The organism is Acidimicrobiia bacterium (genome assembly GCA_040881685.1).
In the GTDB taxonomy this organism is placed as follows: Bacteria; Actinomycetota; Acidimicrobiia; order IMCC26256; family PALSA-555; genus SHVJ01.
On sequence record JBBECS010000028.1, the window covers coordinates 27879 to 53839 of the forward strand.

Here is a 25961-nt window from a genome sequence, read left to right on the forward strand (position 1 = left end):
GCCGCCGCAGGCGGTCAACAGCACCCCGGCCGCGAGTGCGATCATGCATCCGCGAGCAACGAACCCACCCGATCGCCGCATGGACCCCGATTCCGGCAGCGGGCTTGCTGCGGCGAACGGTACTCACAAACCAGGAGACGCGATGGCCGAGCAAGGGGCGAGATCCCCATGATCGAAGGCGCGCGGGTGGTCGTGACCGGGGCGACCGGTCGAGTCGCGTTCCCGATCGCCCGTGCGCTGGCCGCACGCGGCAACGAGGTCATCGGCGTTGCGCGCTTCTCTGACTCGACGGCGCGTGAGCGGCTGTCGGCGGCGGGAGTCACGCCGCTGCGCTTCGAGCTCGGTCGTGACGACGAGCGCGAGCTCCCCGATGCCGACTACGTGTTCCACGCGGGCGCGGCGCTCAACATCCCGCCGGCCGAGTGGGAGTGGCAGTTCGAGGTCAACGTGCAGGCCACCGGGCGCCTGTTGCGTCGCTACGCGGGCGTCGCCGGCTTCGCGCTGTGCTCGACGGGCTCGCAGTACGCCTACCAGGGCCGGCGGCCGCTGCGCGAGAACGATCCGCCCGGCGTGCACCTCGGTCCGTACAGCGTGTCGAAGACGGCCGCGGAACAGCTCGTGCAGCACATGTCGCGAGAGTCCGGCACCGGGTGCACGATCATCCGGATCTTCTCGACCTACGGACCAGAGGGTGGCGCACCGGTGGACCGCTTCGAGCGGCTCCTCGCGGGCAAGAGCATCGTTCTGCACTCCGACGCGCCGAACAACTACAACCCGATCTACGAGGACGACTACGTCGCGCTCGGCATCCGGGCGCTCGAAGTTGGCGGATCACCGCCGGTCGTCGCGAACTTCGCGGGCTCCGAGACGGTGAGCGCCGAGGACTATCTCTCCTACTTGGGCGCGCTCGTGGGCAAGGAACCGCAGATCACCTACCGAGACGATGCCTATTGGCCGCTCGCCGCCGACGTGACACACATGCATCAGGTGCTGGGGGAGTGCACCGTGGCGTGGCGCGAAGGCATGCGACGAACGGTCGAAGCGCTTCATCCCGAGCTCACGTTGCGAGAGGAGTGAGATGACCGAACCGCCGAGTGTCAGCGTCCTCGCCGGGCAGCTGACCTACTTGTTCGAAGACGATCCCGCGCTCCGCACGGCGTCCGACCAAGCCGTGGCCGCGCGCCTCAACCGCAACGACCGATTCGCACGTGCTCGCGAGCGCTACCCACTCGCGACCGATGCCGAGATCGCCGAGAAGGTCGACGAGTTCGACGAGCGCATCACCGCCGCCGCTGTCCACGAAGCCCGCACCCAGGTGCGGCCCTAGCTGGCGAGCGTCCCGCAGGGCGGCGGCAGGTACCCTGCCGCCGAGCGAGCGCGACCAGGGTTCGGGCTAGACCTTGCGGCCGAGGAAGGCTGCGAGCTGGTCGGCGTTGCTGGCGCCGGCGGGGGCCTTCTGCTCGGGGCCGAATGGCATCTTGGTGTCTTCACCGCGGAACTGGTCCGGGATCGAGGCCTTCGCCCCTTCGAGGAGCTGCGCTGCGAACGCGGGGTCGAGGTCCGTGTTCTGCCCGGTCGACTTGGCGAGGTCCCACGCGTGCGTGAACGCGTCGGTCGTGGCGAGACCCATGAACGCGGCGCCAGGGAACTCACCGAATGGCAGCTTCACGGTCTTCTCGAGTGCGCCCGGCTTCCCGAACGCGGCCACCGAGTTCTTCACGCCGCTGTCGTAAAGGCTCAGGTAGTCCTCGGATGAGAAGTCCTGGTCGAGACCGTCTTCCTGGCTCTCGCCCGCGTCCATGGACTTCCCGAACCACTGGCTCCCTGCCACGATGTGGTTGACCACGTCCTTGACCTTCCACGACGCGCACGGCGTGGCGTCATCCATCTGATCGGCCTTCACGTTCTCGAGCACGCCTCGCGTCGTTGCGAACGCCTGCTCCAGCCCTTGAGTGCTCATCGTGCCTCTCCCTTTGTCATCGCCTGTCGTACTTCACGTCGCTGCCCTCGATGTCCCACGTGCTACTCGTGATGCCCTCGTCACGCAAGACCCGCTTGAGTACCCGCCCGACCGGGCTGCGCGGCAGCTCCTCTCGGAACTCCACGTACCGAGGGAGCGCGAAGTACGGCAGCTCGCCGATGCACCAGAGGAAGAGCGCTTCCTCGGTCAGCGAGGATCCTGGTGTTCGCGTCGCGGTGAGCTTCAGGTCGTCTTCGGTCATCTCGCTCGGCACCGCGTGTACAACCACATCCACGATCGCCTCGTGCCGCATCACGATCTTCTCCACCTCGAAGCTCGAGATGTTCTCGCCGCGCCGCCGTAGGTAGTCGGCCTTGCGGTCCACGAAGTAGAGGTAGTCGTCGCCGTCGATCCGGCCGATGTCGCCCGTGTGGTACCAGTAGTTGCGGTTGGTCTTCACGGTTGCCGCGTCGTTTCCCCAGTAGCCCTCGAACATCACATGCGGCCGCTTCGGCCGGCACACGATCTCGCCGTCGGTGTTGCGGGGCAGCTCGTTGTCGTCATCGTCGAAGATGCGGACGTCGAAGTACTCGTCGTTGATCACGCCCGCCGCGTTCGCCCGGTTCTCCACGCCCACGGGCGACCACGACACGAGGCTGGCCTCGGTGAGCCCGTACGCACCGCTGAACACGTCGACATCGAACCGCTTGCGCAGCTGCTGATCGATCTCCATGGGCATCGGCGCGGCACCGATGAGTCGCAGCGTCGTGTTGGCTTCGGGCGCGCCGGATCCCGGCATCTCGGCCCGGTCTTCGTCGTTCGCGAGCAGGTACGCCATCGAGCCGAGCAGCGACACGATCGTTGCGCCGACCCGGTTCATGTCGGACCAGAAGCCCGACACCGAGAACTTGCCCGAGACGGCGGCCCGGCCACCGGTCGAGAGCGCACCCACCATGCACACCGAGATGGCGTTGAAGTGGAACAGCGGTAGCGCAGACCACACGACGTCGTCAGGCGTACGGCGCCAGCACAAGCTGATCTGGTCGGCGAGCCCGGCGGAGTAGTTGTGGCTGAGCATGCAGCCCTTCGACGGGCCCGTCGTGCCGCCGGTGTAGATGAACGTGGCGAGGTCGGCCGGTCCGACGTCCAGATTCGGGGCGATCGCATCGATGCTGAGCAGCTGGGTCCAGTCGTGCATCTTGGGTCCGGTGATGGCCTCGTCGGGTTCACCGACGACGACGACGTGCTCGAGGCAGTCGATCTCGTGCGCGATGGCGGCGACGCGCGATGCGAGATCACCTTGGACCACGACCACGCGGGAGCCGGAGTCGACGAGCTGGTGGCGGAGGTAGTCGCCCTTGTATGCCGAGTTGATGGGCGCACAGATCACGCCATTGAGCACCGATCCCCACCACGAGAGCATCCCCTCGGGCGCGTTCTCCATGAGGGTGGCCACGCGGTCACCGCGTTGCACGCCGAGCTGCGCGAGCGCGCCGGCAAAGCGGCCGGCCTGATCGGCGACGTCGGCGGCGCTGAACTTCGTACCGGTGACGTCGAGGTACTCGCTGTCCGGATCGGAATCGAGGCGCGCCTGGAGCAACCCAGGCAACGAACGCTGTTCGCTCGGGATCCAGACCGCGTCGCTCACGACTGCGAACGGGGGGTTGGGGGCGTCAGACGGTCCACGAGTAGTTCTCGTCGGGCCAGTAGACGGCGCGGTCGTTCTTCAGTGCGTCCATCTCGTCGCTCGAGTAGCCGAGCTCGCCGAGGATCTCCTGGGTGTGCTGGCCGACCATCGGCGGCGCGCCGCGAGCGCGCGTCGGTGTCTCGGAGAAGTCGATGAGCGACCCGTATTGGCGCATGGTGCCGAGGATCGGGTGCTCGTACTCGGCCACGAGCCCGAGCCGCTCGTTGTCGGCGTCGAAGAACGCGAATTCGCCGCCCTTCGTGTCGATCGGCACCTCGCTCGGCACGTCGAGGTCGCCGAGGAGCCGCATCCACGTGAGCGCCGTCCTGTCCTTGAACCGTTCACCGAGCAGCCCCTCGAGCTCGACTCGGTTCGTGTCACGCGCCTTGGCGTCGGCGAAGCGCGGGTCGTCGACGAGCTCGGGCATGCGCAACACGGTGCACAGCGCGCGCCAGTGCTCCTCGGTGACGGCCGCGAGCTGGAGCCACCCGTCACTCGTCTCGTACAGGCGGTAGCAGGCGCCGAGCCCGGTCTGGTCCTTGTCGAGCCTTGGGTACGGGTGCGTCTCCCCGTCGACGAGGAACACGTCCGACGAGAACATCGCCCCACCGTCGAGCAGTGACGTCCACAGCTCCTGGCCCTCGCCGGTTCGGCGCTGGTGGTACAGGGCCATGAGGCAGCCGAGCACCGAGAGCATGGCGTTGGCGGTGTCGCACATGCCGAACCGGTAGTACATCGGTGGATTGCCCTCGTGCACGGGCCCCGACTCGTACTCGAGTCCCGCTGTCGCCTGGTACAGCGGATCGAGTCCGCCGAACCGACCCAACGGTTCTTCGAGCCCGTACGCATAGGTGTTGCAGTACACGATGTCGGGGTTGATCTTCTTGCAGTCGTCGTACGCGATCTTCAGACGTGCCGCAGTGCCGACCGTCATGTTGTGGTGGACGATGTCCGCCCGCTCCACGAGCTTCGTGGCGATCTCGTAGCCCCGCTCGTGCTTGATGTCGAGGGCGATGTCGCGCTTGCCTCGCTGACAGCCGATGAAGGGCTGGTTCACGAAGCGCATGCCGTCGCCGGTGATCGGCTCCACCTTGATCACGTCGGCGCCGAGGTCGCCGATGATCATCGGTCCGAACGGTCCGGCCAGGTACTGGCCGAAGTCGATGAGCGTGACGCCCTCGAGCGCGTTCACGACGAACCCGCCGCGCCCGTGAACGACGCGATCTCGCTCGCCGAGTAGCCGAGCTCGCCGAAGATCTCGTCGTTGTGCTCGCCCGGTCGCGGGCGCGGTCCTTTGACCGCGCCGGGCGTGCCCGCGAGGTGGATCGGCAGTCCCACCTGCGTCGTGTGGCCGAGGTCGGGGTCGTCGATGTCGACGACCATCCCGTTCGCCACGAGCTGTGGATGCGGCGCGCCGGACCCGCCGAGCTGGTCACCCATCGGGACGATCGGCTCGATGGCGTGGTTGTTCTCCTGGAACGACTCGACGAGCTCGTCGCGCTTGGCCGCGAGATAGGCCTTCGTGCGCATCTCCGTGATCGCCTCGCGCTGCTCGGGAGGAAGCGTCCCGAAGCTCGCGATGTCGACGTTCGCGTCCACGCCGAGCAGCTCGTCCTGGCTCTTCACGGGTGCGAGCCCACTCATCATCGACGGGTGCACCCAGCCGTCCGACACCTCGAAGATCATCTGCTGGTGGCTTCCGGCCGGGTACGACTTGCTCATCGTCGTCCAGAAGTCGCCAGGACCCTTCGTTGCCCACGTCCAGATCTGCGTCGTGTAGAGGAACGCGCCCTGCAGGAGTGAGGTGCGCACGTGCTGCCCACGGCCCGTCTGCTCGCGGGCGATCAGTGCGGCGAGGATGCCGGTCGGCACGAGGAACATCGCCGCCATGCTCGGCATCGGCATGTGCAGGAAGATCGGACCGAGACGCCAGCCCGGTTGCTCCCATTGTTGACCGCTGGCCGCCTGCACCAGCGCGTCGTACCCGGGCTTCTGCGCGAGCCGGTGGCCGTCGGGGTAGGCGGGGCACGACCCGTAGATGAGGCGCGGGTTGAGCTCGTGCATGGCGTCGAACCCGATGCCGAGCCGGTCGGTGACCCCGGGCCGGAACGTCTCCATCAGCACATCCGCGTCGGCCGCGAGCTTGCGGAACGTGTCGACGCCGGCGGGGTTCTTCAAGTCGATCGTGACCGAGCGCCGCGACCGGTTCCACACCGCGTAGCCGTCGTAGCCACGGAAGGGGTCGCCGCCCGGCGGCTCCACCTTGATCACGTCGGCGCCCTGCTCGGCGAGCATGAGGATGCCGAGCGATCCCGCGATCCCCCACGAGAGGTCGAGCACGCGAACTCCATCGAGGGCGCCAGGCATGAAGGGGATTCTGGCACCACCTGACAGTGGCGTCAGGGCGTCGGCGACTCAGATCTCGTCGAGGGGACGGCGATCGGACTCTTCGGGTTGGCGGCCGAGGCGCATCGGGGAGAGCGGCGCCTCCACCATGAGCGTGCGGCGCTTGCCGGCATCCATCGTGCGCTGACGCGCGCGCCACGCGGCGAGGCGATCGTCGTGCTCGGCGGCCTCGAACTCGGCCCACGTCTGCCAGTCGGGGATGGCCCAGATGACGATGGCCTCGGCGCCATCGACCATTGCGACCGAGAACGCACCGACGAGCGCGAGCCCGAACGCCTCGACGGCCGGCTGCCCCACTTCGTGCAGCGCACTGAGATAGTCACCCGCGGTCCCGGGCGGAAGCGTCACGAGCTCGTGCGCGAATACCGCGCCTTGCACACCTTCGGCGATGAGCTCGTCGATCGAGCGGGTCCTCTCGTCCGGCACGAGGATCCGGTCGAACCCGCCGCGGCGGAACTCCGCGGCCTGCGCCCACCACGCCGCGAGGGACGGATCCTGGAGCGTGGCGTGGGAGAACTCGTGCTCGAAGTTCGTGGCCAACCCGTCCCAGCCGTCGAGCTCCCACATGTTGACGGTCTGGGGCCACTGGCCCGTCGAGCCGACGGTGCCCCAGACGCCGTAGCACCGCATGTTGCGCTCGCGAATCGCCACCGGCACCCAGTTGGCGGTCATGTGGTGCATGTACTTGGCCCGGTTGTGGCCGCGGATGTCGATGAGCTCGTGGATGTAGACCTTGTCGTCGGCCATGCGACGGGCATGTTCGCACGCGGAGCGACGAGGGGCATTGCCGCTCGTTGCTCAGGAGACGGAGCCTGCGCAGTCGACCAGGAAGGGTGGCACCCGGGCGCACCGGCGGTACGATCTTCAACGAGATCGAGCACGGGAGCGTGAGGTCATGAAGACCGAAGAGATGATCATGATCAGCGTCGACGACCACCTCGTCGAGCCACCCGGCATGTTCGACAGTCGGCTCGAGGCGAAGCACGTCGACCGCGCTCCCAAGGTCGTTCGCACCGACAGCGGCGACGACGTGTGGGTGTTCAACGGCGAGACCATCCCGAACATCGGTCTCAACGCCGTCGCCGGGCGCCCCAAGGAGGAGTACGGGGTGAACCCCACCTCCTTCCAGGAGATGCGTCCCGGTTGCTACGACCACGCCGAACGCGTGAAGGACATGAACGCAGGCGGTGTGCTCGCGTGCATGTGCTTCCCGTCGTTCCCCGCGTTCTCGGGCCGCCTGTTCGCCTCGTGCACCGACAAGGACCTCGCGCTCGCCGTCACCCGCGCGTACAACGACTGGCACATCGACGAGTGGTGCGGCTCTCACCCCGGCCGGTTCATCCCGATGGCGATCCCCGTGTTGTGGGACCCCGCGCTCGCGGCGGAGGAGATCCGCCGGGTCGCGAAGAAGGGCTGTCACTCGCTGACGTTCACGGAGAACCCTGCGGCGCTCGGGTACCCGAGCTTCCACAGTGACCACTGGGACCCGATGTTCAAGGCACTCGTGGAGGAGGGCACGATCCTCAACATCCACCTGGGATCGTCGGGGAAGCTCGCGGTCACCGCGCCCGACGCGCCGATGGACGTGATGATCACGCTCCAGCCCATGAACATCTGCATGGCCGCCGCCGACCTGGTGTGGTCGCGCGTGTTCAAGGAGCACCCCGACCTGAAGGTCGCGCTCTCCGAGGGCGGCACCGGATGGATCCCCTACTTCCTCGACCGGCTCGACCGCACGTACGACATGCACCACCTCTGGACCGGGCAGGAGCTCGGTCCGGGTCGCATGCCGTCGGATGTGTTCCGGGAGCACATCCTCACGTGCTTCATCGCCGACCCTGTCGGGGTCGCGATGCGCGACGAGATCGGCATCGACAACATCTGCTGGGAGCAGGACTACCCGCACTCCGACTCTTCGTGGCCGACGGCACCCGAAGAGCTGCACGCGGTGGCGGAGAAGTACAACGTGTCCGACGCCGATCTCAACAAGATCACGCACGAGAACGCGATTCGCTGGTACCACTTCGACCCGTTCGTGCACCGAGCCAAGGAGCAGTGCACGGTGGGTGCGCTGCGCGCCGAGGCCAAGGGCCACGACGTGTCGATCCGCTCCATGGACCAGGGCCGTCACGCCGACGTCGAGCTCATCTCCCTCGCCGAGCTCGCGGCAAACGCCACTGCCTGATTCGTTCGTTCCCAGCCCCCAACCCCCGGATGGGGGGCCGGGCGGTGTGCCTACGACTCGCGATTGCTCGGCCACTCCGGGCGGTAGTAGCCGTCGAAGCGGAGCTCGCCGCCGCGCAGCTCGCGGATGGTGAGGAAGTCGCCCTTGTAGCCCTTGTGGTCACCGGGGCCGAACTGCACGTAGCAGGACGGTCCGCCATTCGTGGCCGGCATCCAACGGATCCGGTCGAGCCCGTCGCGCACGTCCTTCGGCGTCGGGATGCGCGCGTTGGCGATGCCGTGGATGGCGGCGCGCGCGGTGTCGTAGGCGAGCGCCACCACCACGTTGCGTGTCTCACGTCCGAAGCGGGCCTTGAACCGCTTGACCATCGCTTCGTAGTTCGGGTTCGTACCGTCTTCACCGAGCTGGTCGACGCCGTGCCAGCCCTCGAGACCCTCGGCCCACTTGTTCGAGTTCGAATAGAACATGAAGGCGGTGCCCATCACACGCGGCGGGTCCCAGTCGAGCGCCTGGAACGCCTCGGCGAAGTGGAAGGTCGCGTAGCCGTACCCGCCGTAGTAGATGCCCTCGGTGCCCATCTCGCGCATCTCCGCGAGGTTCTCCTTCATGTTGCGCGGGTTCGGCTCGAGCTTCACCTCGCGAGTGATCGTGAGCCCGAGGCGCAGCGCCTCGTCGCGAAAGAAGTCGGCGTAGTCACGGCCCGACGAGCCGACCTCCCAGAACATCCCGACCTTCTTGAAGCCGCGCTGCCACAACCAGTTGGCGCACATCACGCCTTCGGTCGCGATGTCGCCGTTCGCAACCGTGTAGCAGTAGTCGCTCGCGAATCGGTGCGCACCGGTCCAGCCGATCACGGGCACGCCGATCTCCTCGGCGACGGGCTGGAGCGTGAGGCAGTTGTCGGAGATCATCGGTCCGAGAATCACGACGCAGCCCTGCTCGACGAGCCACTTGTAGCCGTCGATCAGCTTCCGGTAGTTCTCGCGTGGCAAGCCGCGCGCGTCAGCGGTGATCAATGCGACCGGGCTGCGACCCCATACGCCTTCATTGAGCGCGTCCTCGATCGCGAGGATCGACGGGTCGATCCAGTCGGCGAGCAGCTGACCGAGGTCCATGTCCACCAGCACGCCGATCTTCACCGGTTCGAATGGGTCACCCTGGGTCTGCAAGCCGCGCGTCGGCGGATAGATCACGATCTCGGCCACGGCCTTCTCGGTCGGCGTGCCGCCACCCTCGTACCACGTCTTGCCCTCGCCGCCCTCGCCCTCGAGGTACGAGCTCGTGCCGAACTTCACGTTGCAGACGGCACGGTCGGGCTGCGCGATGCCCAGATCGACGGGCGCGTCGAACATGCGCTCCGCGTACTTGTGGCGGTCAGTCATGGCGCGCAGAGTACCCGGCCGCTTCGTTGAGGATCCGTGCGAACTCCTCTGGGTGCGTGACCGCCGGGATGTGGCCCGAGTCGATCTCTACGACCCGCGGCTTCTTCGGGAGCCGAGCGATGTTGTCGTCCTGGAGTGCAGGCGGTGACGGCCGGTCGCGCAGATGCTTCACATAGGTCACGGGCACATCGCCGATCGTCGACCAGTGCACCGGCTGGTAGTAGACGTTCATCGAGTCGCGCACACAGCGCACCGGGTCGCTGATGAACGCGATCTGGTCGTCGTCGAGGTCGTCGCCGCCGTACGCGCCGCGCACCTTGTCCGCGGGCTCTGGGCCCGGCGTTCGCAGCACCCAGCCGTCGCGCCGCGCTGCCTCCATGCCGGCGATGACACGGTCGCGGTGCGAGGCCTTCATCGCGTCCAATGCCGTTCCACCCTCGAGTGGAACGGTCGCGGCGGAGAGCACGATGTGCCCCACCGCAGGCGCGAGCGCGGCGGCGATGCCAGGCGCGAACAGCCCACCGGATGAGTGCGCCACGAGCACGATGTCGTCCAACCCCGCGGCGCGGACGTCAGCGACCGCGGACGCGACGCAGTCGTCGACGGTCAGCTCCATGAGGTCGGCCGGCTTGCCAGCGCGACCGGGCAGGTCGATGGCCAACGCCTGGTGCGCCAGGTGGGGGAGCAGCCGATCCCAATACCGCGAGGACATCGCGCCGCCGTGGATCAGCACGAACGCGACGTCGTCCACGGTTCAGCCAGCGGATGCAGGCAACACGTGCGACGCGACGCGCTCGAGGTACGGCCACGCGATCGCCGGCGGCAGGCCGCCGCACAGTGGATGCAACGGGAGGTAGCCCGCCGTGCGCACGTGCTCGACCGCCTCGTCGATCGAGAAGATCTGATGAGACGCCCGTTCGGCGCGCAGCTCGTCGGCGGTCGTGGCGCGCGACAGGCTGGCCGTGTGTGAATCGCCAGGATTCCATGCGGCGTACATCAAGACGTCGTGCATCAGGTACGGCCCGAGCTCGTCCCACGCGGCATCCACGTCGTCGGCCACGAACACCGTGGCTGGCGCGGCAGGATCGGCAAGTGTGCAGGCTCCGGGCGTGTGGCCCGCGGCCTCGGCCGCAGCCCGGTAGGCGGGCTCGAGCTCGGGGCCGTTGGACTGGGCGAAGAAGCCGAGGCCGTAGCGACCGGCTCGGCTCGCCGCGGCGGCCGTCCCGCCGCCGTACGCGATGCTCGGCCCGCCCGGCGTCAGCGGCGCAGGGGTCACATGGATCTTGCGACCGTCATGTTCGAACGGTTCACCCGACAGCGCTTGCAGCAGCACCTCGATGTGCGTGTCGGCGAGCGCGCCTCGCTTCGCCATGTCGAGACCGAACATGGCGAACTCTTCGGGTCGGTACCCGAGTCCGAGCACGTAGGACACGCGTCCGTTGCTCACGTGGTCGAGTACCGCGATGTCCTCGGCAAGACGCACTGGGTCGCTGAACAGGAAGAGCGAGGCCGCGATGATCATCGGCATGGTCGTCGTTCGCGTAGCCATCGCGGCGGCCATCACGAGCGGCGACGGCAAGTAGCCGTCGGGCGACGCGTGATGCTCGGAGAGCGCGATCGCCATTCCACCATGGCTCTCGGCCCACTCCGCCATATCGACGGCTGCCGCGTAGAGCTCGGCGGGCTTCGGGCCACCCGAAGGTGCCCGCAGATCGAAGCGCATCATGTAGCTCATGTGAAGTCGGAACCTCCATCCACGTTGACGTTGGCTCCCGTCATGTACGAGTTGCGTCGTGACGCGAGAAACGCGATCACCGCGCCGATCTCCGCCGGATCACCGGCACGGGGAAGATGCGCCGGATGACCGAAGTGTTCCTCGATGCCCGCCATGATCGCGTAGAGGTTCTTGCCGTCGATCCCGACGCTCTTGGCCCAGCCCTGGACCGACTCGGTCGCGATCGTCCCGGGTGACACGGTGTTCACGAGGATCTCGTCGGCCGCGAGCGACATCGACAGGTTCTTCGTGACGCTCGTAACGGCGGCCTTGGCCGCGGTGTACGCCACGAGGCCCGCGCTCTGACGCTTGGTGGAATGCGCGGAGAGGTTGACGATGCGTGCCCACTCCGCGGCACGCAACAGCGGGAGCGCGGCGCGCACGCAGCGGATCATGCCCATGGTGCCGAGGTCGATGGTCGCCATCCACTGGTCGTCGGTGAGGTCCTCGAAGCCAGCCACCGCCCCGGGGCCGGTGGCGTTCACCAAGATGTTCAGCTCGCCCCACCGCTCACCGACGATTCGGAAGGCGTCCTCGACCTCGTCGGGGCGGGTGATGTCGGCCTTCAACGCGAACGCGTCGGGGCTCCCGCGCTCGACCAGCTCGGCGATCGTCGCGTCGAGATCGGCCTGCGTGCGTGCCATCACCGCGACGCGCGCGCCGTCGTCGGCAAAGCACCTCGCCGCCGCGCGACCCATGCCCTGGGTCCCGCCCTGGACGACCGCCGTCGCGTTGGTGAGACCCAGGTCCATCAGGTCAGCGGAGCGTCAGACGCCACAGACGCGCGCCTCGATGTCCGGTTGACCCGTCGGCTCGTACGGGCCGCTCTCACCCGCGAAGCGAGCGTCGATCCAACCGATCATGTCGGCGAACGACGGCCCGATCACCTCCGCGTGCATGTTGCCGGGGTACACCCATCGCTCGAGCGCCTGGCCGATGTCGCACAGGTGATCCGTGAGGAGCGCGCTCGACGCGACCGGGATCTGCTCGTCATTCCCGCCGTGGATGATCAGCAACGGCACGTCACCGGGACTCTCGAAGCTCTGCGGATCGTCAGCTTGGAGCAGAGCCCGCCACTCGGGCACCGTGTACGGGTCAACGTCGCCGACTTCCTCGTAGGGGATGTCGCCCGCGAGCTTCTGGAGGTAGCCCGAGCAGCCGTTCTCGAGCTCGGCGAGCAGCTCGATGCCGCGCTCTGTGAGCACCGCGTCGAGTGGTGCCGCCTCGTCGCCATACGCGGCGTTGAGGCCACCACCGGCCATGAGCAGGTAGTGACGGAAGTCGCTCGTTTTGAGGAAGTTGTACAGCAGCGCGAATTGCGACGGTGGGGCGCCCGCGACCACGCCGTGCAGCTCGACATCAGCCGCGTAACCGGTCGCCTCAATCAACGCATGCATCGCAGTGTGCCCGCCTTGGGAGTGGCCCCACACCACGTAGTCGCTTCCCGCGTTCGCCGGCTTGAATCCGACCGCCGCGCGCACGATATCGACCGTGTTGCGGGCCGCGTTCTCACCCGCGATGTACGGGTGCAGCCCGGGCGTACCCAGCCCCTCGTAGTCCGTGGCAACCACCAGGTATCCAGCGTCGAGGAGCGCGTTGGTCTCGGGGCGGCTCTCCGTCGTCAATGACGGCGCGCACTCGTCGGCCATGCCGGTGGTGCCGTGCGCGATCGACAGCACGGGGAACCCACCGCTCGGCGCCTCGCCCTTGGGGACGACGATCAAGCCGGTGACCGGGATCACCTCGTCCCGGAGGTTCGTCGAGGTGTACATCACCCGGTACATCGTGCCGCCGAGGCCCTTGATCTCGAGCTTTTGCGATTTGATGATCTCGCCCGGCGCGTCAGGAAGGTTGCCGGGCACCGCGTAGAACTTCGGCAAGCCGTTCGGCGCCGGCGTCTTGGCGCTGTCGGCCCGCCGCGCCGCGCCTGCGCCCGTCGCGGTCCGGGCTGCGATGGCAACGGACAGCACCATCGCGAGTACGAACCCGCTTGTTGCTCCACCCCGTGCCGTCACGGGTGCAGCCTCGCGCAAGTGTCGGTACTGGCGTCGGCCGCGCAGGCGGCGGCTTTGCCGACCGCCGGAGCAGGAGCCGTCGCTTGCGGCGGCGACCAGGGGAGGCGCCCCGCTGGGTACCCTCGAGACATGACAACCGAGACGTGGTCCGTGCCCGCGGCGCACGAGCCGGGGCACCCGACGGAGAGCGACGAGATGACGAGCGGCACCCGATCCACCGACCTGCCCGAGGCCCCCGACTGGCGGGGCATCAACCACCTGGCGCTGGTCACCCCCGACATGGATGCCACGGTGCGGTTCTACGCCGGTGTGCTCGGGATGCGGCTGGCGGCCACGCTCATGGCCGGGCCCATGCGCCACTACTTCTTCGAGATGCACGACGGGAACACCGTCGCCTTCTTCGAGATCAAGGGCATGGAGACGTTCGCCAAGCCCGCCGGTGGTCCGCCCGACCGGGCGATCCAGCTCGACCACCTCTCGTTCAACGTTCCCGACGAGCACGCGCTCGAGCTGCTGCGCAAGCGGTTGCTCGCGGCGGGCTCCGAGGTCACCTCGGTCGTCGACCACGGGATCATGCGATCCATCTACTTCCACGACCCCAACGGCATCGCGCTCGAAGCGTCGTGGTGGGTCACGGACCCCACCGGGCGCCCGTCCGACTACACCGACGAAGGTGTGTTCGCCGATCCCGATCCCGTTCCCGCGGTGGAGGAGCTCCGCCGCGGCGGGATCGAGTCACTCCCCCGGACTCACCTCGCCTGAGCACTCGCTCGCGCTCGATCCGCTGCCGAGCGCAACTTCGAGCTCGGCGTTGCAGTATTCGGACACCGCGTCCCTGATGCGCTGCGCCGCGGGTTTGTCGCTCCGGAGGTAGCGGTCCCAGAACGCAGTCGTGATCTGGCGCACGACCTCGTCGGCAGGATCTGGCGTGTCTTCGAACGGGTCGGAGTGTGTGCCGCCGCGCAGCATCACCATCCACTTGGGGGTCGAGAGCAAGGGATACGTGTTCACCGTCACCCGAGAGATGGGATCCGCATCGCCTGCGATCATCATCGCCGGGAGGTGCGGGAACTTCTCCTTGCTGCCAGTGAGAGTGATGCGAAGCGTGCTCATGAGCACCACCGCGTCGATGCGCTTGTCGCGACAGCACGCGTTGAACACGAGTCCGTAGACCGTGCCGCCGCCGAGCGAGAGGCCAGCCGCGCCGATGTGCTGCTTGTCGACGCGTTCGAAGATCGGGCTGGTCTCGTCGCCGTTGAGCTTCAGCACCTCGTCGATCACGAAGCTCATGTCTTCGACCTGATCGCGGAGTTCGCCCGGGTTGCCCTCGCTCCCAGCGGGGAACGCGGGCGCCGCAACCACGTAGCCCGCGCCTGCCCATGCCTCCATCAACTGGACGAAGTTGCTCGGATGGCCGCTGTTGCCGTGCGCGAGCACGACGAGCGGCGCGGGTTCTTCGAGCGCGGTGGGGTAGGTGATCGTCGTCACGAGCTCGCGACTTCGGCTGTCGTCGACAAAGGGAATCTCGATCGTCTCGACCAGCCCGTCGACGATCAGCGTGCCGGCCAGCGCGGGCCCAGCCACACCAGCCAGCGCCGCGATCACGATCGCGACGACGACCCAACGTCTCATCATCGGAAGCCGAATGAGACCTTGGAGCCCGTCGCCCACTCGAAGAGCTCCATGCCACCGAAGATGCCGGCCACGATCGCCGCGCACTGGAGCGCGATCGCCACGTTGCGCAGTGTGCTCTGGCGCGCCTCGGGATCAGGCGGCGGCGCACCGCCCGTGCTCATCCGCAGGCGGTCCCGCAGGTTGGCCTGATTGATCGACGGCAGCTTGGACTCGCGCTTCTGGAGAACCCACATGATCCACAGGACGAGTGGGACACCGCCCATCAAGAAGAAGATCACCGCGCAGAAGAGCCACCCGAACGAAGGTCCGTCGCCAAACCCCGCGGGCGGGTCGATGCCGTAGTCGGCGAAGTTGTACCCGAGCGAGATGAACAATGCCGGCCACCCCAGCAGCGTGAGGTTGGGTCCGATCGCGTTCACCGCGTACACGCCCAGGAAGAGGATCCCGCCGAAGATCGATCCGATCATCAGGCCCGCTACACCGGTGGGGCACTGACGACGGATCTCGAACGGCGTGTTGCCACTCGCGCACGATCCACCGATCTCCATCACCGAACGCATGCAGAGGAAGAGGACGACGAGTCCAGCTGTCACGCCAGCCAAGCCCACGAACATCAGGGCCAATCGACGCACGATCGTCGAGGACGGCGTGAACGAGTCGACCTGGGTCACCTGCTCGGGTCGACTCCGCTGCGCCGTCCCGGGCGTCCGCCCACGGCTTCGCTGCGTCTCATGCAATCCGAACGGTAGTGCCAGCCTAGGAGGGCCACTTGTGAGGAAGCCCCGCGCACCCCACAATCAAGTTGTGCCGAACGGGCCGAGTGGTGGCGGCGGTTGGTCGGACGACCCCGATTGGGTCCGCCCGGTGCCGCGAGGTAGGCCGGTCGGTCGCCCACCGCGACGCCCACCCCCCGACTACGACGAAGGCTGGGTGGCTCCGGCCGGTCCGCGTCGGCGCACGGCGATCCACGACCCCTGGAGCCCCCGACGGCGGATCGGGCTGCCGTCCGGCATGCCGCCCCCGCCCGTGGTGCTCGGCGGGGTGATGGCGTTGCTGTTCGCCTTCTTGCTGGGGCGCTGCACCGCCGGCGGCGGCAACGAGGTGTCAACCGGCACAGGGACGTCGAGCGCCGCCGCGACGACGACGACGCTCTTCGAGACCACCCACGTCGTCGAGGAGAACGAGACCCTCGCCGCGATCGCGGATCAGTACGGCATCACGATCAACGAGCTCGCCGTCGCCAACGGCATCGGCGACGCCAATCGCATCTTCGTGGGCCAGGTGTTGAAGATCCCGCCCAAGACGCCCGTCACCACCACCAGCACGACGCTGAAGAAGAACAAGAAGAAGAACAACTAGCCGACTCCATCTGTCGCGGTCGCGAGCGACGGCTCCGTGGCTTTCGGCGGTCGGCAAAGCCGCCGCCTTCGCCGGCTCGTGTGGGCCGGGATTGTCGCGACCGATAACCTCCGTAGCCGGAGCGAGTCCCCTAGGAGGCGATCGTGGACGTGCGCGAGCAGCTCTTCATCGGCGGTGAGTGGGTAGCGCCCGACGGCAAGGGTGCGATCGAGGTGATCTCCCCGCACACCGAGGAGGTCATCGGCTCGGTCCCCGACGCGTCGCCGGCCGACATGGACCGGGCGGTCGCAGCAGCACGCGCCGCGTTCGACGACGGCCCGTGGCCGCGCATGACCGCCGCCGACCGCGCCGAAGGCATCAAGCGCCTCTCCGGCGCACTTCAATCGCGTGGCGCGGAGATCGCCGACATCATCTCGTCGGAGAACGGATCACCGAAGTCGTGGTCGCTCATGGGCCAGGTCTTCTCGGCGACGATGGTGCTCGACACCTACGCCGGCCTCGCGAGCGGCTACCCGTGGGAAGACCGTCGCACCGGCGCGCTCGGCTCGCCCGTGCTCGTGCGGCGCGCGCCGGTGGGGGTTGCGGCGGGGATCATCCCGTGGAACGTGCCGCTGTTCATCATGGCGCTCAAGCTCGGTCCGGCGATGGCCGCCGGGTGTCCGATCGTGCTGAAGCCCGCGCCAGAGACGCCGCTCGACGCGTACCTGCTTGCCGACGCGATCATCGAAGCCGACCTTCCGCCCGGTGTGATCAACATCGTCGCCGCCGGACGCGAGACGGGCGAGCACCTCGTGCGTCATCCCGGGATCGACAAGGTCAGCTTCACGGGATCGACCGCGGTGGGTCAGCACATCGGTGAGGTGTGTGGCGGGATGCTCAAGCGCCTCACGCTCGAGCTCGGTGGCAAGTCGGCGGCGATCGTGCTCGACGATGCCAACCTCGACGAGGCCACGCTTGGCAACCTCGTGCAGTCGGGTGTGATGAACAACGGTCAGGTGTGCGGTGCGCAAAGCCGCGTCCTCGTCAGCCGCAAGCGCTACGACGAAGTGGTCGACGCGCTCGGGGCGGCCGTCGGCGCACTCACGGTTGGCGACCCGCTCGACGAGGCGACCCAGATCGGCCCGCTGGTCGCGAAGCGCCAGCAGGAGCGGGTGTTCGGGTTCCTCGAAGCCGGCAAGGCGGCCGGCGCCACCGCCGTCGTCGGCGGCAACGGGAAGCCGGCCCATCTCGACAAGGGTTGGTACGTGGAGCCCACGGTGTTCCGCGACGTCACGAACGACATGAAGATCGCCCGCGAGGAGATCTTCGGACCCGTGCTGTCGGTGATCCCATACGACGACGAGGCGCAGGCGATCAAGATCGCCAACGACTCCGACTACGGGCTCTGCGGCTCGGTGTGGACCACCGATGGTGAGCACGGCGCAGCGGTCGCGGCGCAGATGCGCACCGGTGTCGTGGCGATCAACTCGGCGATGATCCTCGACTTCAACGCGCCGTTCGGCGGGTTCAAGCAGTCGGGGATCGGTCGCGAGCTCGGACCCGAGGGGATCGACCCGTACACCGAGTACCAGTCGATCATCCTTCCAGCCGGGTAGCACTCCATGGCGTTCATGAGCACGGTGCGGTTCAACTGTGTGCAACCAGGTCTCGAGCCGGGGGAGATGAGCAAGCGGTACCAGTCGTTCGTCGAGATGGCGCGCTTTGCCGAGGAGAACGGCGTGGCGATGGTCACGCTCGAGGAGCATCACGGCGCGGAAAACGGGTGGTCGCCGTCACCGATGATGATGGCCGGACTCGTGTTCGGGACGACGAAGACGCTGGCGATCACGATCTCGGCGCTGCTGCTGCCGCTGCACGATCCACTCCGCGTGGCCGAGGACCTGGCGGTTCTCGATTTGGCGAGCGGCGGGCGGCTTACCACCGTTCTCGGGTTGGGCTATCGACCCGAGGAGTACGCCGCGCACGGCAAGGACTGGAAGCAGCGCGGCAAGCTCATGGACGAGTGCGTGGACACGCTGCTGAAGGCGTGGACGGGTGAGTCGTTCGAGTTCCGCGGCACCACGGTGCGGGTCACACCGCGTCCCTTCACCCAGCCGCACCCGATGGTGCTCATCGGTGGCACGAGCAAGCCCGCCGCGCGCCGCGCCGCGCGGTTCGGGTTGCCGATGTTCGCCGCGGCTGCTGTCGATGGGCTCGAGCCGTACTACTACGAGCAGTGCAAGGAGCAAGGCACGCAGGGGTTCTTCATGGATCCTGGTAGCGACTTCGCGAGCGTGCACGTCGCCGACGACCCGGACAGAGTGTGGCGCGAGCTCGGGCAGCACTTCTTCCACGAAGCGACCACGTATCACTCGTGGCAGACACCCGACATCAAGTCGTCCGTGCACTCCTACGCTTCGACGGTCGACGAGCTGCGAGCCGAAGGCATCTACCAAGTGCTGACGCCCGACGAAGCGCTCGAGCGCGCGACCAAGTACGGGTCGATCAATGTCCATCCGCTGGTCGGCGGCATGCCGATCGAAGAAGGATGGGAGAGCTTGCGCTTGTACTGCGAAAAGGTGTTACGGAAGCTTCCGACCTGACACCGCTTGGCAGGGGCCGTGTCATGATGGCCACCACTTCCAGAGAGGGCGGCATGAAGCCTCGATTGATCACCGCGGACAAGAAGGTGACGAAGGTCCTCAAGGCGGTTGAGAAGGGTTACGGCAAGATCTTCGACGACCCGGTCGGGACGTACTTCAGCCCCGGCAGTCCCCTCGAAAAGGCCGGTCAGCTCGCGCAGAGTTACGGCTTTCAAGTGTGTGGAGCTTGAACTGTCGCTGAGCGACTCCGAGCCGACGTTCAGCGTCGACGAGTTGAATCAGGTCATCTCACAATCGCTCGTCGCCACGTTTCCGCGTGCGGTCTGGGTGCGCGGTGAGATCCAGCAGCTGAAGCGCTCGAAGAACGGCCACGCGTACTTCGAGCTGGTGGAGAAGAACGAGAAGCGTGACGGCGTGCGCGCCGTGCTTCGCGTCGCGTTGTTCCGCGATGCGCGAGCGGAGGTCAACCGCTCGCTGCGGGCAACGCCCGGAGTGAAGATCTCCGATGGCGTCGAGGTCCGCATCTGCGGCCGCGTCGACTTCTACTCGGTGAACGGGCGGCTCCAGCTCGTGATGAACGCCATCGACCCCGTGTTCACGGTGGGCAAGATGGCCGCCGACCGTGAGCGCGTCGTGCGCGTGCTCACGGCCGAGGGAATCCTGCGGCAGAACGGCGAGCTGGACATGCCACTCGTCCCACTACGCATCGGGCTCGTCACGAGCGGAGGAAGCGCCGCCTACCGCGACTTCGTGCACGAGCTCGAGACGAGTGGCCACGCCTTCCAATTGGCGCACGTCGACGTTCGCGTCCAGGGCGCCGGATCGCCTCGACGCATCGCGTATGCGCTGCGGCGGTTGGCGGGCATGGAAGTCGACGCCGTGGTCATCGTTCGCGGAGGAGGCGCGCGCAGCGATCTCGCGGCTTTCGACACGGAGATCGTGGCCCGAGCTGTCGCAGTCATGCCCATGCCCGTGCTCACCGGCATCGGTCACGAGATCGACCGAACCGTGGCCGACGAGGTTGCCCATACGTGTTGCAAAACGCCCACGGCGGCTGCCGCACTCCTCGTTGAGCACGTTGACGAATACGAAGCGCGCTTGGCGTGGGTCGGGCACCGCGTGTCGGCCCGGGCCCGCGGCGCGTGCTCCATGGCCCGCCGGGAGCTCGAGGATCTCGCGCGCCGGATGCATCGCGGTGTGCCGGTTGCGCTGGTCCGCGAACGGCACACGCTCGACGGCCATCGTCGGCGCGTGCTCGATGCCGGCCGCCGCGGTGCTCGTCATGCGATTCAGCGCATCGACGCCGCGCAGGACCGACTGCGCGCGCTCGATCCCCGCCGTGTGCTCGAGCGCGGCTACACGATCACCCGCGACGAGCATGGGAAGGTGCTGCGCTCGGTCGCAGCCGTCGGTTCGGGAGACCAGCTCGTCACCGAGATGGCCGATGGGTCGGTCCGCAGCCGGGTCGAGGAGACGCAGCGAAGCGCTGGCCGGACGGCCGGGAGCGCGCAGCGAAGGCGACCCAGGCGGGAGGACGACGAGTGACCGAGCCGGGATATGCCGAGGCGATGGCCGAGCTCGAGGCGATCCTGGAGGAGCTCGAGGGCGACGAGCTCGACGTGGACGTGCTGGCCGACCGGGTCGGGCGCGCGAGTGAGCTCATCAAGTCGTGCCGTGCTCGCATCGCACGGGCCCAGTCCGAGGTCGAGGGCATCGTCACCGACCTCGAGGACTTCGATCCCGACGACGACGAGGAACAAGACGACGAAGCCGACTGAGTTGTCACTGGCCCGCTCGAGCGCGCCGGGCCACGGGCGGCAGTAGCGTTTCGTCCCAAGAGAGCCGCCGGGCGGCCGGTGGATGAAGGTGGCGGCTCATGCCGTTCGTGCTAGGTGTTGACTCGGCGGCGCGGTCCACCGCGGTTGAGCTGCGCGACGCAGAGAGCGGCGAGCTCTTCGGGTCGGGGCGCTCGGTTCACCCCCCGACCGATCAGGCCGAACACGCGCAGGATCCCCACGTCTGGTGGAACGCGCTCGTTGACGCGCGTCGCGATGCTGGCGGCGCGCTGGGCATGAACGCGGTCGCGGTGGCTGCGCAGATGCACGGTCTCGTGGCTCTTGACCGCGAGGGCCAGGTGATCGGGCCGGCGAGCGTGGGCGCCGATCCAGACGTAGCGCGCGACGCGGCGTCGCTCGTCGAAACGTTCGGTGGCGTCGAGCCATGGGTCAATGCGTGTGGTTCGGTACCCGACACGTCGTTCGCGATCGCCAAGCTGGCGTGGCTGCGCCGCACCCAGCCCGAGGAGTTCGCACGCGTCGCGAAGGTCATGTTGGCGCACGACTGGCTCACACTTCGGCTGAGTCGTAAGCTCGTCACCGATCGCGGTGGCGCGTCGTCAACTGGTTACTTCTCTCCACGCGACGGCGAGTGGCGCTCTGACCTCTTGGCGCTCGTCGACCCCGACAAGAGCTGGGAGCCGTGCCTCCCGCGCGTCGCCGTCGCCGGGGAGCCCGCCGGTGACCGCGAGGGAGTGGTGATCGCAGGAGGAACGGGCTCGGCGATGGCCGCCGCGCTCGGGCTCGCTCTGCAACCTCGCGACGTCGTCGTGTCGCTCGACCACGCCTGCGTGTTCACCGTGCGGGAGCGGCCGACCGAGGACCCGACCGGGCAGGTGTCGGGCTTGGCCGACGCGACCGGTCGGTTCCTGCCGCTGGTCGCGTCGCTCGCGTCGCTCGGAGTGCTCGAGTCGTTCGCGAATGTCCTCGGCGTCGACCACAGCCGTTTCGACCGACTCGCACTCGAGGCACCGCCGGGGTCCGGCGGTGTGCGGTTCCTTCCCGCCGAAGCCGCCCGTCTGGATCAGCCAGCACGTGAGGGGATCCTGACCGGCTTGGACGTCGATTCGAGTCCCTCGCTCGTGGCCCGCGCCGCGGTGGAGGGGGTCGGGCACCGCTTGCTCGACGACATCGAGGCGCTCCGGCAGGCCGATGTTCCCGTCGGTGGTCGCCTACTGCTGCTTGGGAGCGCGCGCAGCCACTCCTTGTCCCAAGTGCTCGCCGACCTCTCGGGCCGGCCGGTGGCTGTTCCGAAGGGAGATCGCGTCATCGCAGGCGCGTGTGTGCTCGCGGCCGCTGCGTTGCACAGCGCGCCGCCCGAGGAGCTCTCGACGGCGTGGGGTCTCGACCGCGCGCGCGAGCTCGAGCCAAACCGTCATGTGGACAGCGACGAGCTCCGCTCGAGCTACAAGCGCGCGCTCGCGGCGCGCGCTGCTCGCTAGCTGGCGCGTTCGCGCCGCTTCCGGTGCCAGCGAACGCCGCCCTCCAGGGCCGCAAGGATCGTGTCGTTGTCTCGTGAGAGGCGGCGGTGCACCCAGCGCTCGAGTCCGAAGCGCCGCATCCAAGGGTTGAACGTCTCGTACGTCTCGCGGAAATGAATGCGCGTGCGACCGTCGCCCAGATCCTCGAGGCGCGTGTGTCCTGTGGCGCGTGACCACAACGGCTTCCCGACGGCGTCGTAGCGCCATGAATCGAACGGCTTCACCTCGGTGAGCCACTCCCAAGACTGTCCGACACCGCCCGACCCCAACACGCGGGGGACCGGGAAGTGGCAATGCCGCACCAGCCCTTCGCCGACCTCGTCACCGGGATGGAGGATGTCGATGCGGGTATTCACGTCCCGCGGCTGCGGTCGGTCGTCACCGCGGTACCAGAAGACCTCCCACACCTCTTCGCGAGGCGCGTTCACGTCGACCGAGAAGTTGTGCTCCTGCATCGGGCCCGAATGTACCGTGACGTCGTGCCCCAGGACCCTGAGCCACAGATCGCGGACTCGCTGCTCGACCTCGTGGGCAACACCCCGCTCGTGCGCCTCGGGCGGGTCGGGCGCGATCTCGCGTGCGACCTCGTGGCCAAGGTCGAGATGCTGAACCCTGGTGGGAGCGTGAAGGACCGGCCGGCGATCGCGATGATCGACGCAGCCGAACGCGACGGGCTCCTCCAGCCTGGGGGAACGATCGTCGAGCCGACGTCGGGCAACACGGGGGTCGGGTTGGCGATCGTCGCTGCGCATCGTGAGTATCGCTGCGTGTTCGTGATGTCCGACAAAATGAGCGACGAGAAGGTCGCGCTCCTGCGCGCGTACGGCGCAGAAGTCGTGGTGTGCCCGACCGCGGTGCCACCCGAGCATCCCGACTCGTATTACTCCGTTGCCGATCGACTCACGAACGAGATCCCCGGCGCGTTCCGTCCGAACCAGTACTACAACCAGGCCAATCCGGACGAGCACGAGCGCAGCACCGGCCCCGAGATCTGGGCGCAGACGGCGGGGAGGATCACGCACTTCGTCGCGGGCGTCGGCACCGGCGGCACGATCACCGGAGTGGCGCGGTACCTGAAGGTGCAGAACCCGGCGGTGCAGATCATCGGCGCCGACCCCGAGGGCTCCGTGTTCTCCGGCGGAACCGGTCGGCCGTACCTGGTGGAAGGAGTTGGCGAGGACTTCTGGCCTCCCACCTACGACCCTGAGCTGGTCGACCGCACGGTGATGGTGAGCGACGCCGACTCGTTCGCGGCGGCGCGCCGCGTCACCCACGAAGAAGGGTTGCTCATCGGTGGCTCGGGCGGCACGGCGGTCCACGCCGCGCTTGTCGTGGGTGTCGACCTTGGACCCGAGCACCTCGTGGTCGTGCTGCTTCCCGACTCCGGTCGTAACTACATCTCGAAGATCTTCAACGACGAGTGGATGATGCGTTTCGGGTTCCTGCGGACCGATGGACCGGTCGCGGGCGATGTGCTCGCGGCGAAGCACGGCGCCGCCGACGGGTCGATGCCCGACCTCGTGCTCATCACGCCCGACGAGCCGGCGCGCCACGGCTTCGCGCTCATGCGCGACCTCGGCGTCTCGCAGGTGATCGTCAGCGTGGCGACCGAGCTCCCGCTCGCGGCGAAGGAGGTGAGCGGGACGCTTACCGAGCTCCAGCTCATGGACAAGGCGTTCCACGATCCCGCAGTGCTGGACCGGCCGGTGCGCGACGTGATGGAGCCGACACTGCCGATGGTCGGGATCGGTGAGGCGGTCACGGTGGTCGTCGAGTACCTCGACCGCACCGCGGGTGTCCTCGTGCTCGATGGCGGGCACCCGATCGGTGTGCTCACAACGCAAGACGTGCTGAGCTTCCTCGCCGAGAGGTCACCGGGATGAGCACCACTGACGACGCCGGGTTCGAGACGCGAGCGATCCACGCCGGGCAGCCGGCCGACCCGCGCACGGGCGCGGTCGTGCCGCCGATCAGCCTGGCCACCACGTTCGAGCAGTCGGCCGTCGGCGAGCACGCCGGATTCGAGTACGGGCGGACGGGGAACCCCACGCGTCGCGCGCTCGAGGAGTGCATTGCGTCTTTAGAGGGCGCTGCGCACGGTCTTGCGTTCGCGAGCGGGATGGCCGCGGAGGACGCCGTGCTGCGCGCGCTCGTCGGGCCGGGCGACCACGTGGTGCTGCCGACTGACGCGTACGGTGGTACCTATCGCCTCGTGTCCCAAGTGCTCGGCCCCACCGGTGTGGAATGGAGTGCCGTCGATCTCACCGCGACCGACTCGCTCGCCGCGTCGTTGCCCGAGAGCACCCGCGTCGTCTGGGTGGAGACGCCGACCAACCCGATGCTCACGTGCGTCGACATCGCCGCTGTGGCGGCAGCCGCGCACGAGCGGGGCGCAATGGTGGTCGTCGACAACACCTTTGCGACGCCATATCTCCAGCAGCCGCTCGCGTTGGGTGCCGACGTTGTCGTGCACTCCAGCACGAAGTACCTGGGTGGACACTCCGACGTGGTCGGAGGGGTCGTCGCGCTCGACGACGACGATCTTGCCGCCCGCCTCGCATTCATCCAGAACGCAGCTGGCGGCGTTCCGTCACCCTTCGACTGTTACCTCGTGCTACGCGGGATCAAGACGCTCGCGGTGCGCATGGACCGCCATTGCGAGAACGCGCAGGCGGTCGTCGGACTCTTGGGTGAGCACGCCGGCGTGGCGAACGTGCTGTACCCGGGGCTCCCGACGCACCCCGGGAACGACGTGGCCCGGCGTCAGATGCGCGACTTCGGTGGGATGGTCAGCTTCATCGCCGCGGCAGGAGAGCAGGCGGCGCTCGCGTTGGTTGCCAAGACGCGCGTCTTCACGCTGGCCGAGTCGCTCGGTGCCGTGGAGTCGCTGATCGAGCACCCGGCGCGCATGACCCACGCATCGGTCGCGGACTCACCGCTCGCGGTCGACCCGGCGCTCGTACGACTCAGTGTCGGGATCGAGACCGCCGCCGACCTCGTCGCCGATCTTCGTCAGGCACTCGACGCGGTGGCGTGACGCCCGTACCCTCCCGAGCGTCCACCCACGACAGGAGCACCGATGGGCAAGTTCGTGCAGATCATCCAGTTCAACACGGCCAGGATCGATGAGATTCGCAAGCTCGAAGAGGAGTACCGGGCCGCCACCGAAAGCAAGCGCACGTCCACACGAGCAACGGTCGCCGTCGACCGCGACGACCCGACCCGGCACTTCGTCATCGTGGAGTTCCCATCGAAGGAAGCGGCCGAGAAGAACAATGCGCTGCCGGAGACCGCGGACTTCGCGCAGAAGCGGATGCCGCTCGTCGACGGCCCGCCCACGTTCTACAACCTCGATGTCGTCGAGGTCGAGGAGCTGTAGCGCGTCGCGCCTCTCGACTGTCAACACGCGAACGTGACGCGAACTTGACCGTCTCCGCGGTCATGCCTAGCTTGCATGCGTGTTCGCGTACCTCGACGCCGGGAGTGGAAGCGTCCTCATCGCGGCGCTCGCCGGCGGACTCGCCGGCATCGCGATCCTCGTGAAGATGTTCTGGCACCGCATCCTCGGTGTGCTCTCGCCCCGTCATCGGGCCGCGGCCGCCGCCGCGAAGGCCGAGCTCGTCGACGACGCGGAGCACTAGCAACCGACCCACGCGCCCG

28 protein-coding genes are annotated in these 25961 nt (G+C 67.8%); 15 read left to right on the forward strand and 13 right to left on the reverse strand.

All coding sequences use genetic code 11. The features are described 5' to 3' along the window. Positions 1–168 precede the first annotated feature (168 nt). Positions 169–1077, forward strand: coding sequence for an NAD(P)-dependent oxidoreductase (locus WEE69_06710; protein ID MEX1144978.1), 909 nt, complete (start codon positions 169–171; stop codon positions 1075–1077). Between the two features lies 1 nt (position 1078). Further along, positions 1079–1327: a hypothetical protein gene (locus tag WEE69_06715; GenBank protein MEX1144979.1), complete on the forward strand. Its 249-nt coding sequence runs from the start codon at positions 1079–1081 to the stop codon at positions 1325–1327. A 66-nt stretch (positions 1328–1393) separates the two neighbouring features. Here the strand turns inward: WEE69_06715 and WEE69_06720 are convergent, their stop codons facing one another. The 5 genes from WEE69_06720 to WEE69_06740 are packed head-to-tail and all read right to left on the reverse strand — an operon-like array spanning position 1394 to position 6800. Further along, complete coding sequence (locus tag WEE69_06720; protein MEX1144980.1) at positions 1394–1960, reverse strand: TIGR03086 family metal-binding protein; 567 nt, start codon at positions 1958–1960, stop codon at positions 1394–1396. Between the two features lie 16 nt (positions 1961–1976). Beyond that, entirely contained in the window at positions 1977–3608 is a 1632-nt protein-coding gene (locus WEE69_06725; GenBank protein MEX1144981.1) for an AMP-binding protein, read from the reverse strand. 25 nt (positions 3609–3633) lie between these two features. Further along, positions 3634–4839, reverse strand: coding sequence for a CoA transferase (locus WEE69_06730; protein MEX1144982.1), 1206 nt, complete (start codon positions 4837–4839; stop codon positions 3634–3636). Then, a complete protein-coding gene (locus WEE69_06735; protein ID MEX1144983.1) occupies positions 4836–6014 on the reverse strand; it encodes a CoA transferase in 1179 nt (392 codons plus the stop codon). The genes WEE69_06730 and WEE69_06735 overlap by 4 nt, the downstream gene beginning before the upstream one ends. Positions 6015–6062: 48 nt before the next feature. Next, positions 6063–6800 carry an NIPSNAP family containing protein gene (locus WEE69_06740; protein ID MEX1144984.1) on the reverse strand — a complete coding sequence of 246 codons (738 nt, stop codon included), beginning with the start codon at positions 6798–6800 and terminating at the stop codon, positions 6063–6065. A 148-nt stretch (positions 6801–6948) separates the two neighbouring features. Between WEE69_06740 and WEE69_06745 the strand changes: the two genes are divergently transcribed. Next, a complete protein-coding gene (locus WEE69_06745) occupies positions 6949–8238 on the forward strand; it encodes an amidohydrolase family protein (GenBank protein ID MEX1144985.1) in 1290 nt (429 codons plus the stop codon). A 50-nt stretch (positions 8239–8288) separates the two neighbouring features. On the opposite strand, the gene WEE69_06750 is transcribed toward WEE69_06745, so the two are convergent. From WEE69_06750 to WEE69_06770, 5 genes are read right to left on the reverse strand one after another with little or no spacing between them, the layout of a single operon-like run. Continuing rightward, entirely contained in the window at positions 8289–9620 is a 1332-nt protein-coding gene (locus tag WEE69_06750; protein ID MEX1144986.1) for an ABC transporter substrate-binding protein, read from the reverse strand. Then, the gene (locus WEE69_06755; GenBank protein MEX1144987.1) at positions 9613–10371 is read right to left on the reverse strand and encodes an alpha/beta fold hydrolase; all 759 of its coding nucleotides are present in this window, start codon (positions 10369–10371) and stop codon (positions 9613–9615) included. The genes WEE69_06750 and WEE69_06755 overlap by 8 nt, the downstream gene beginning before the upstream one ends. A gap of 3 nt (positions 10372–10374) precedes the next feature. After that, on the reverse strand, positions 10375–11355 hold the full coding sequence (locus WEE69_06760; protein ID MEX1144988.1) for an LLM class flavin-dependent oxidoreductase: 981 nt from the start codon (positions 11353–11355) through the stop codon (positions 10375–10377). Next, a complete protein-coding gene (locus WEE69_06765) occupies positions 11352–12146 on the reverse strand; it encodes an SDR family oxidoreductase (protein MEX1144989.1) in 795 nt (264 codons plus the stop codon). The genes WEE69_06760 and WEE69_06765 overlap by 4 nt, the downstream gene beginning before the upstream one ends. Before the next feature lie 15 nt (positions 12147–12161). Continuing rightward, entirely contained in the window at positions 12162–13409 is a 1248-nt protein-coding gene (locus tag WEE69_06770; GenBank protein ID MEX1144990.1) for an alpha/beta fold hydrolase, read from the reverse strand. Positions 13410–13538: 129 nt separating this feature from the next. On the opposite strand from WEE69_06770, the gene WEE69_06775 reads away from it, so the two are divergent. Next, on the forward strand, positions 13539–14171 hold the full coding sequence (locus tag WEE69_06775) for a VOC family protein (GenBank protein ID MEX1144991.1): 633 nt from the start codon (positions 13539–13541) through the stop codon (positions 14169–14171). Here WEE69_06775 and WEE69_06780 read toward each other — a convergent pair. Together WEE69_06780 and WEE69_06785 are read right to left on the reverse strand one after the other, a co-directional pair. Further along, on the reverse strand, positions 14145–15041 hold the full coding sequence (locus WEE69_06780) for an alpha/beta fold hydrolase (protein MEX1144992.1): 897 nt from the start codon (positions 15039–15041) through the stop codon (positions 14145–14147). The two genes, WEE69_06775 and WEE69_06780, sit on opposite strands and share 27 nt — an antisense overlap. Beyond that, the gene (locus WEE69_06785) at positions 15041–15715 is read right to left on the reverse strand and encodes a hypothetical protein (GenBank protein MEX1144993.1); all 675 of its coding nucleotides are present in this window, start codon (positions 15713–15715) and stop codon (positions 15041–15043) included. The genes WEE69_06780 and WEE69_06785 overlap by 1 nt, the downstream gene beginning before the upstream one ends. A gap of 340 nt (positions 15716–16055) precedes the next feature. Between WEE69_06785 and WEE69_06790 the strand changes: the two genes are divergently transcribed. The 7 genes from WEE69_06790 to WEE69_06820 all read left to right on the forward strand — a co-directional run bounded on the left by WEE69_06790 (position 16056) and on the right by WEE69_06820 (position 22262). After that, on the forward strand, positions 16056–16403 hold the full coding sequence (locus tag WEE69_06790; GenBank protein MEX1144994.1) for a LysM domain-containing protein: 348 nt from the start codon (positions 16056–16058) through the stop codon (positions 16401–16403). A gap of 143 nt (positions 16404–16546) precedes the next feature. After that, positions 16547–17998, forward strand: a complete 1452-nt coding sequence (locus WEE69_06795) for an aldehyde dehydrogenase (GenBank protein MEX1144995.1) — start codon at positions 16547–16549, stop codon at positions 17996–17998. A 15-nt stretch (positions 17999–18013) separates the two neighbouring features. Next, positions 18014–18985: an LLM class flavin-dependent oxidoreductase gene (locus WEE69_06800; protein ID MEX1144996.1), complete on the forward strand. Its 972-nt coding sequence runs from the start codon at positions 18014–18016 to the stop codon at positions 18983–18985. A 53-nt stretch (positions 18986–19038) separates the two neighbouring features. Further along, positions 19039–19215 carry a hypothetical protein gene (locus WEE69_06805; GenBank protein MEX1144997.1) on the forward strand — a complete coding sequence of 59 codons (177 nt, stop codon included), beginning with the start codon at positions 19039–19041 and terminating at the stop codon, positions 19213–19215. After that, entirely contained in the window at positions 19205–20530 is a 1326-nt protein-coding gene (gene xseA / locus WEE69_06810; protein ID MEX1144998.1) for an exodeoxyribonuclease VII large subunit, read from the forward strand. The genes WEE69_06805 and xseA overlap by 11 nt, the downstream gene beginning before the upstream one ends. Beyond that, positions 20527–20763, forward strand: coding sequence for an exodeoxyribonuclease VII small subunit (gene xseB / locus WEE69_06815; protein MEX1144999.1), 237 nt, complete (start codon positions 20527–20529; stop codon positions 20761–20763). The genes xseA and xseB overlap by 4 nt, the downstream gene beginning before the upstream one ends. 98 nt (positions 20764–20861) lie before the next feature. Continuing rightward, entirely contained in the window at positions 20862–22262 is a 1401-nt protein-coding gene (locus WEE69_06820; protein ID MEX1145000.1) for an FGGY family carbohydrate kinase, read from the forward strand. Here the strand turns inward: WEE69_06820 and WEE69_06825 are convergent. Continuing rightward, the gene (locus WEE69_06825; GenBank protein ID MEX1145001.1) at positions 22259–22756 is read right to left on the reverse strand and encodes an SRPBCC family protein; all 498 of its coding nucleotides are present in this window, start codon (positions 22754–22756) and stop codon (positions 22259–22261) included. The two genes, WEE69_06820 and WEE69_06825, sit on opposite strands and share 4 nt — an antisense overlap. Before the next feature lie 24 nt (positions 22757–22780). Here WEE69_06825 and WEE69_06830 point away from each other — a divergent pair, with 24 nt between their 5' ends. The 4 genes from WEE69_06830 (at position 22781) to WEE69_06845 (ending at position 25942) form a co-directional block, all read left to right on the forward strand. Then, positions 22781–24184 carry a cystathionine beta-synthase gene (locus tag WEE69_06830; GenBank protein ID MEX1145002.1) on the forward strand — a complete coding sequence of 468 codons (1404 nt, stop codon included), beginning with the start codon at positions 22781–22783 and terminating at the stop codon, positions 24182–24184. Then, the gene (locus tag WEE69_06835; GenBank protein ID MEX1145003.1) at positions 24181–25338 is read left to right on the forward strand and encodes a cystathionine gamma-synthase; all 1158 of its coding nucleotides are present in this window, start codon (positions 24181–24183) and stop codon (positions 25336–25338) included. Before WEE69_06830 ends, WEE69_06835 begins: the two co-directional genes overlap by 4 nt. A gap of 42 nt (positions 25339–25380) precedes the next feature. Continuing rightward, entirely contained in the window at positions 25381–25680 is a 300-nt protein-coding gene (locus WEE69_06840; GenBank protein MEX1145004.1) for a hypothetical protein, read from the forward strand. 79 nt (positions 25681–25759) lie between these two features. Then, a complete protein-coding gene (locus tag WEE69_06845) occupies positions 25760–25942 on the forward strand; it encodes a hypothetical protein (GenBank protein MEX1145005.1) in 183 nt (60 codons plus the stop codon). The last annotated feature ends 19 nt before the right edge of the window (positions 25943–25961 follow it).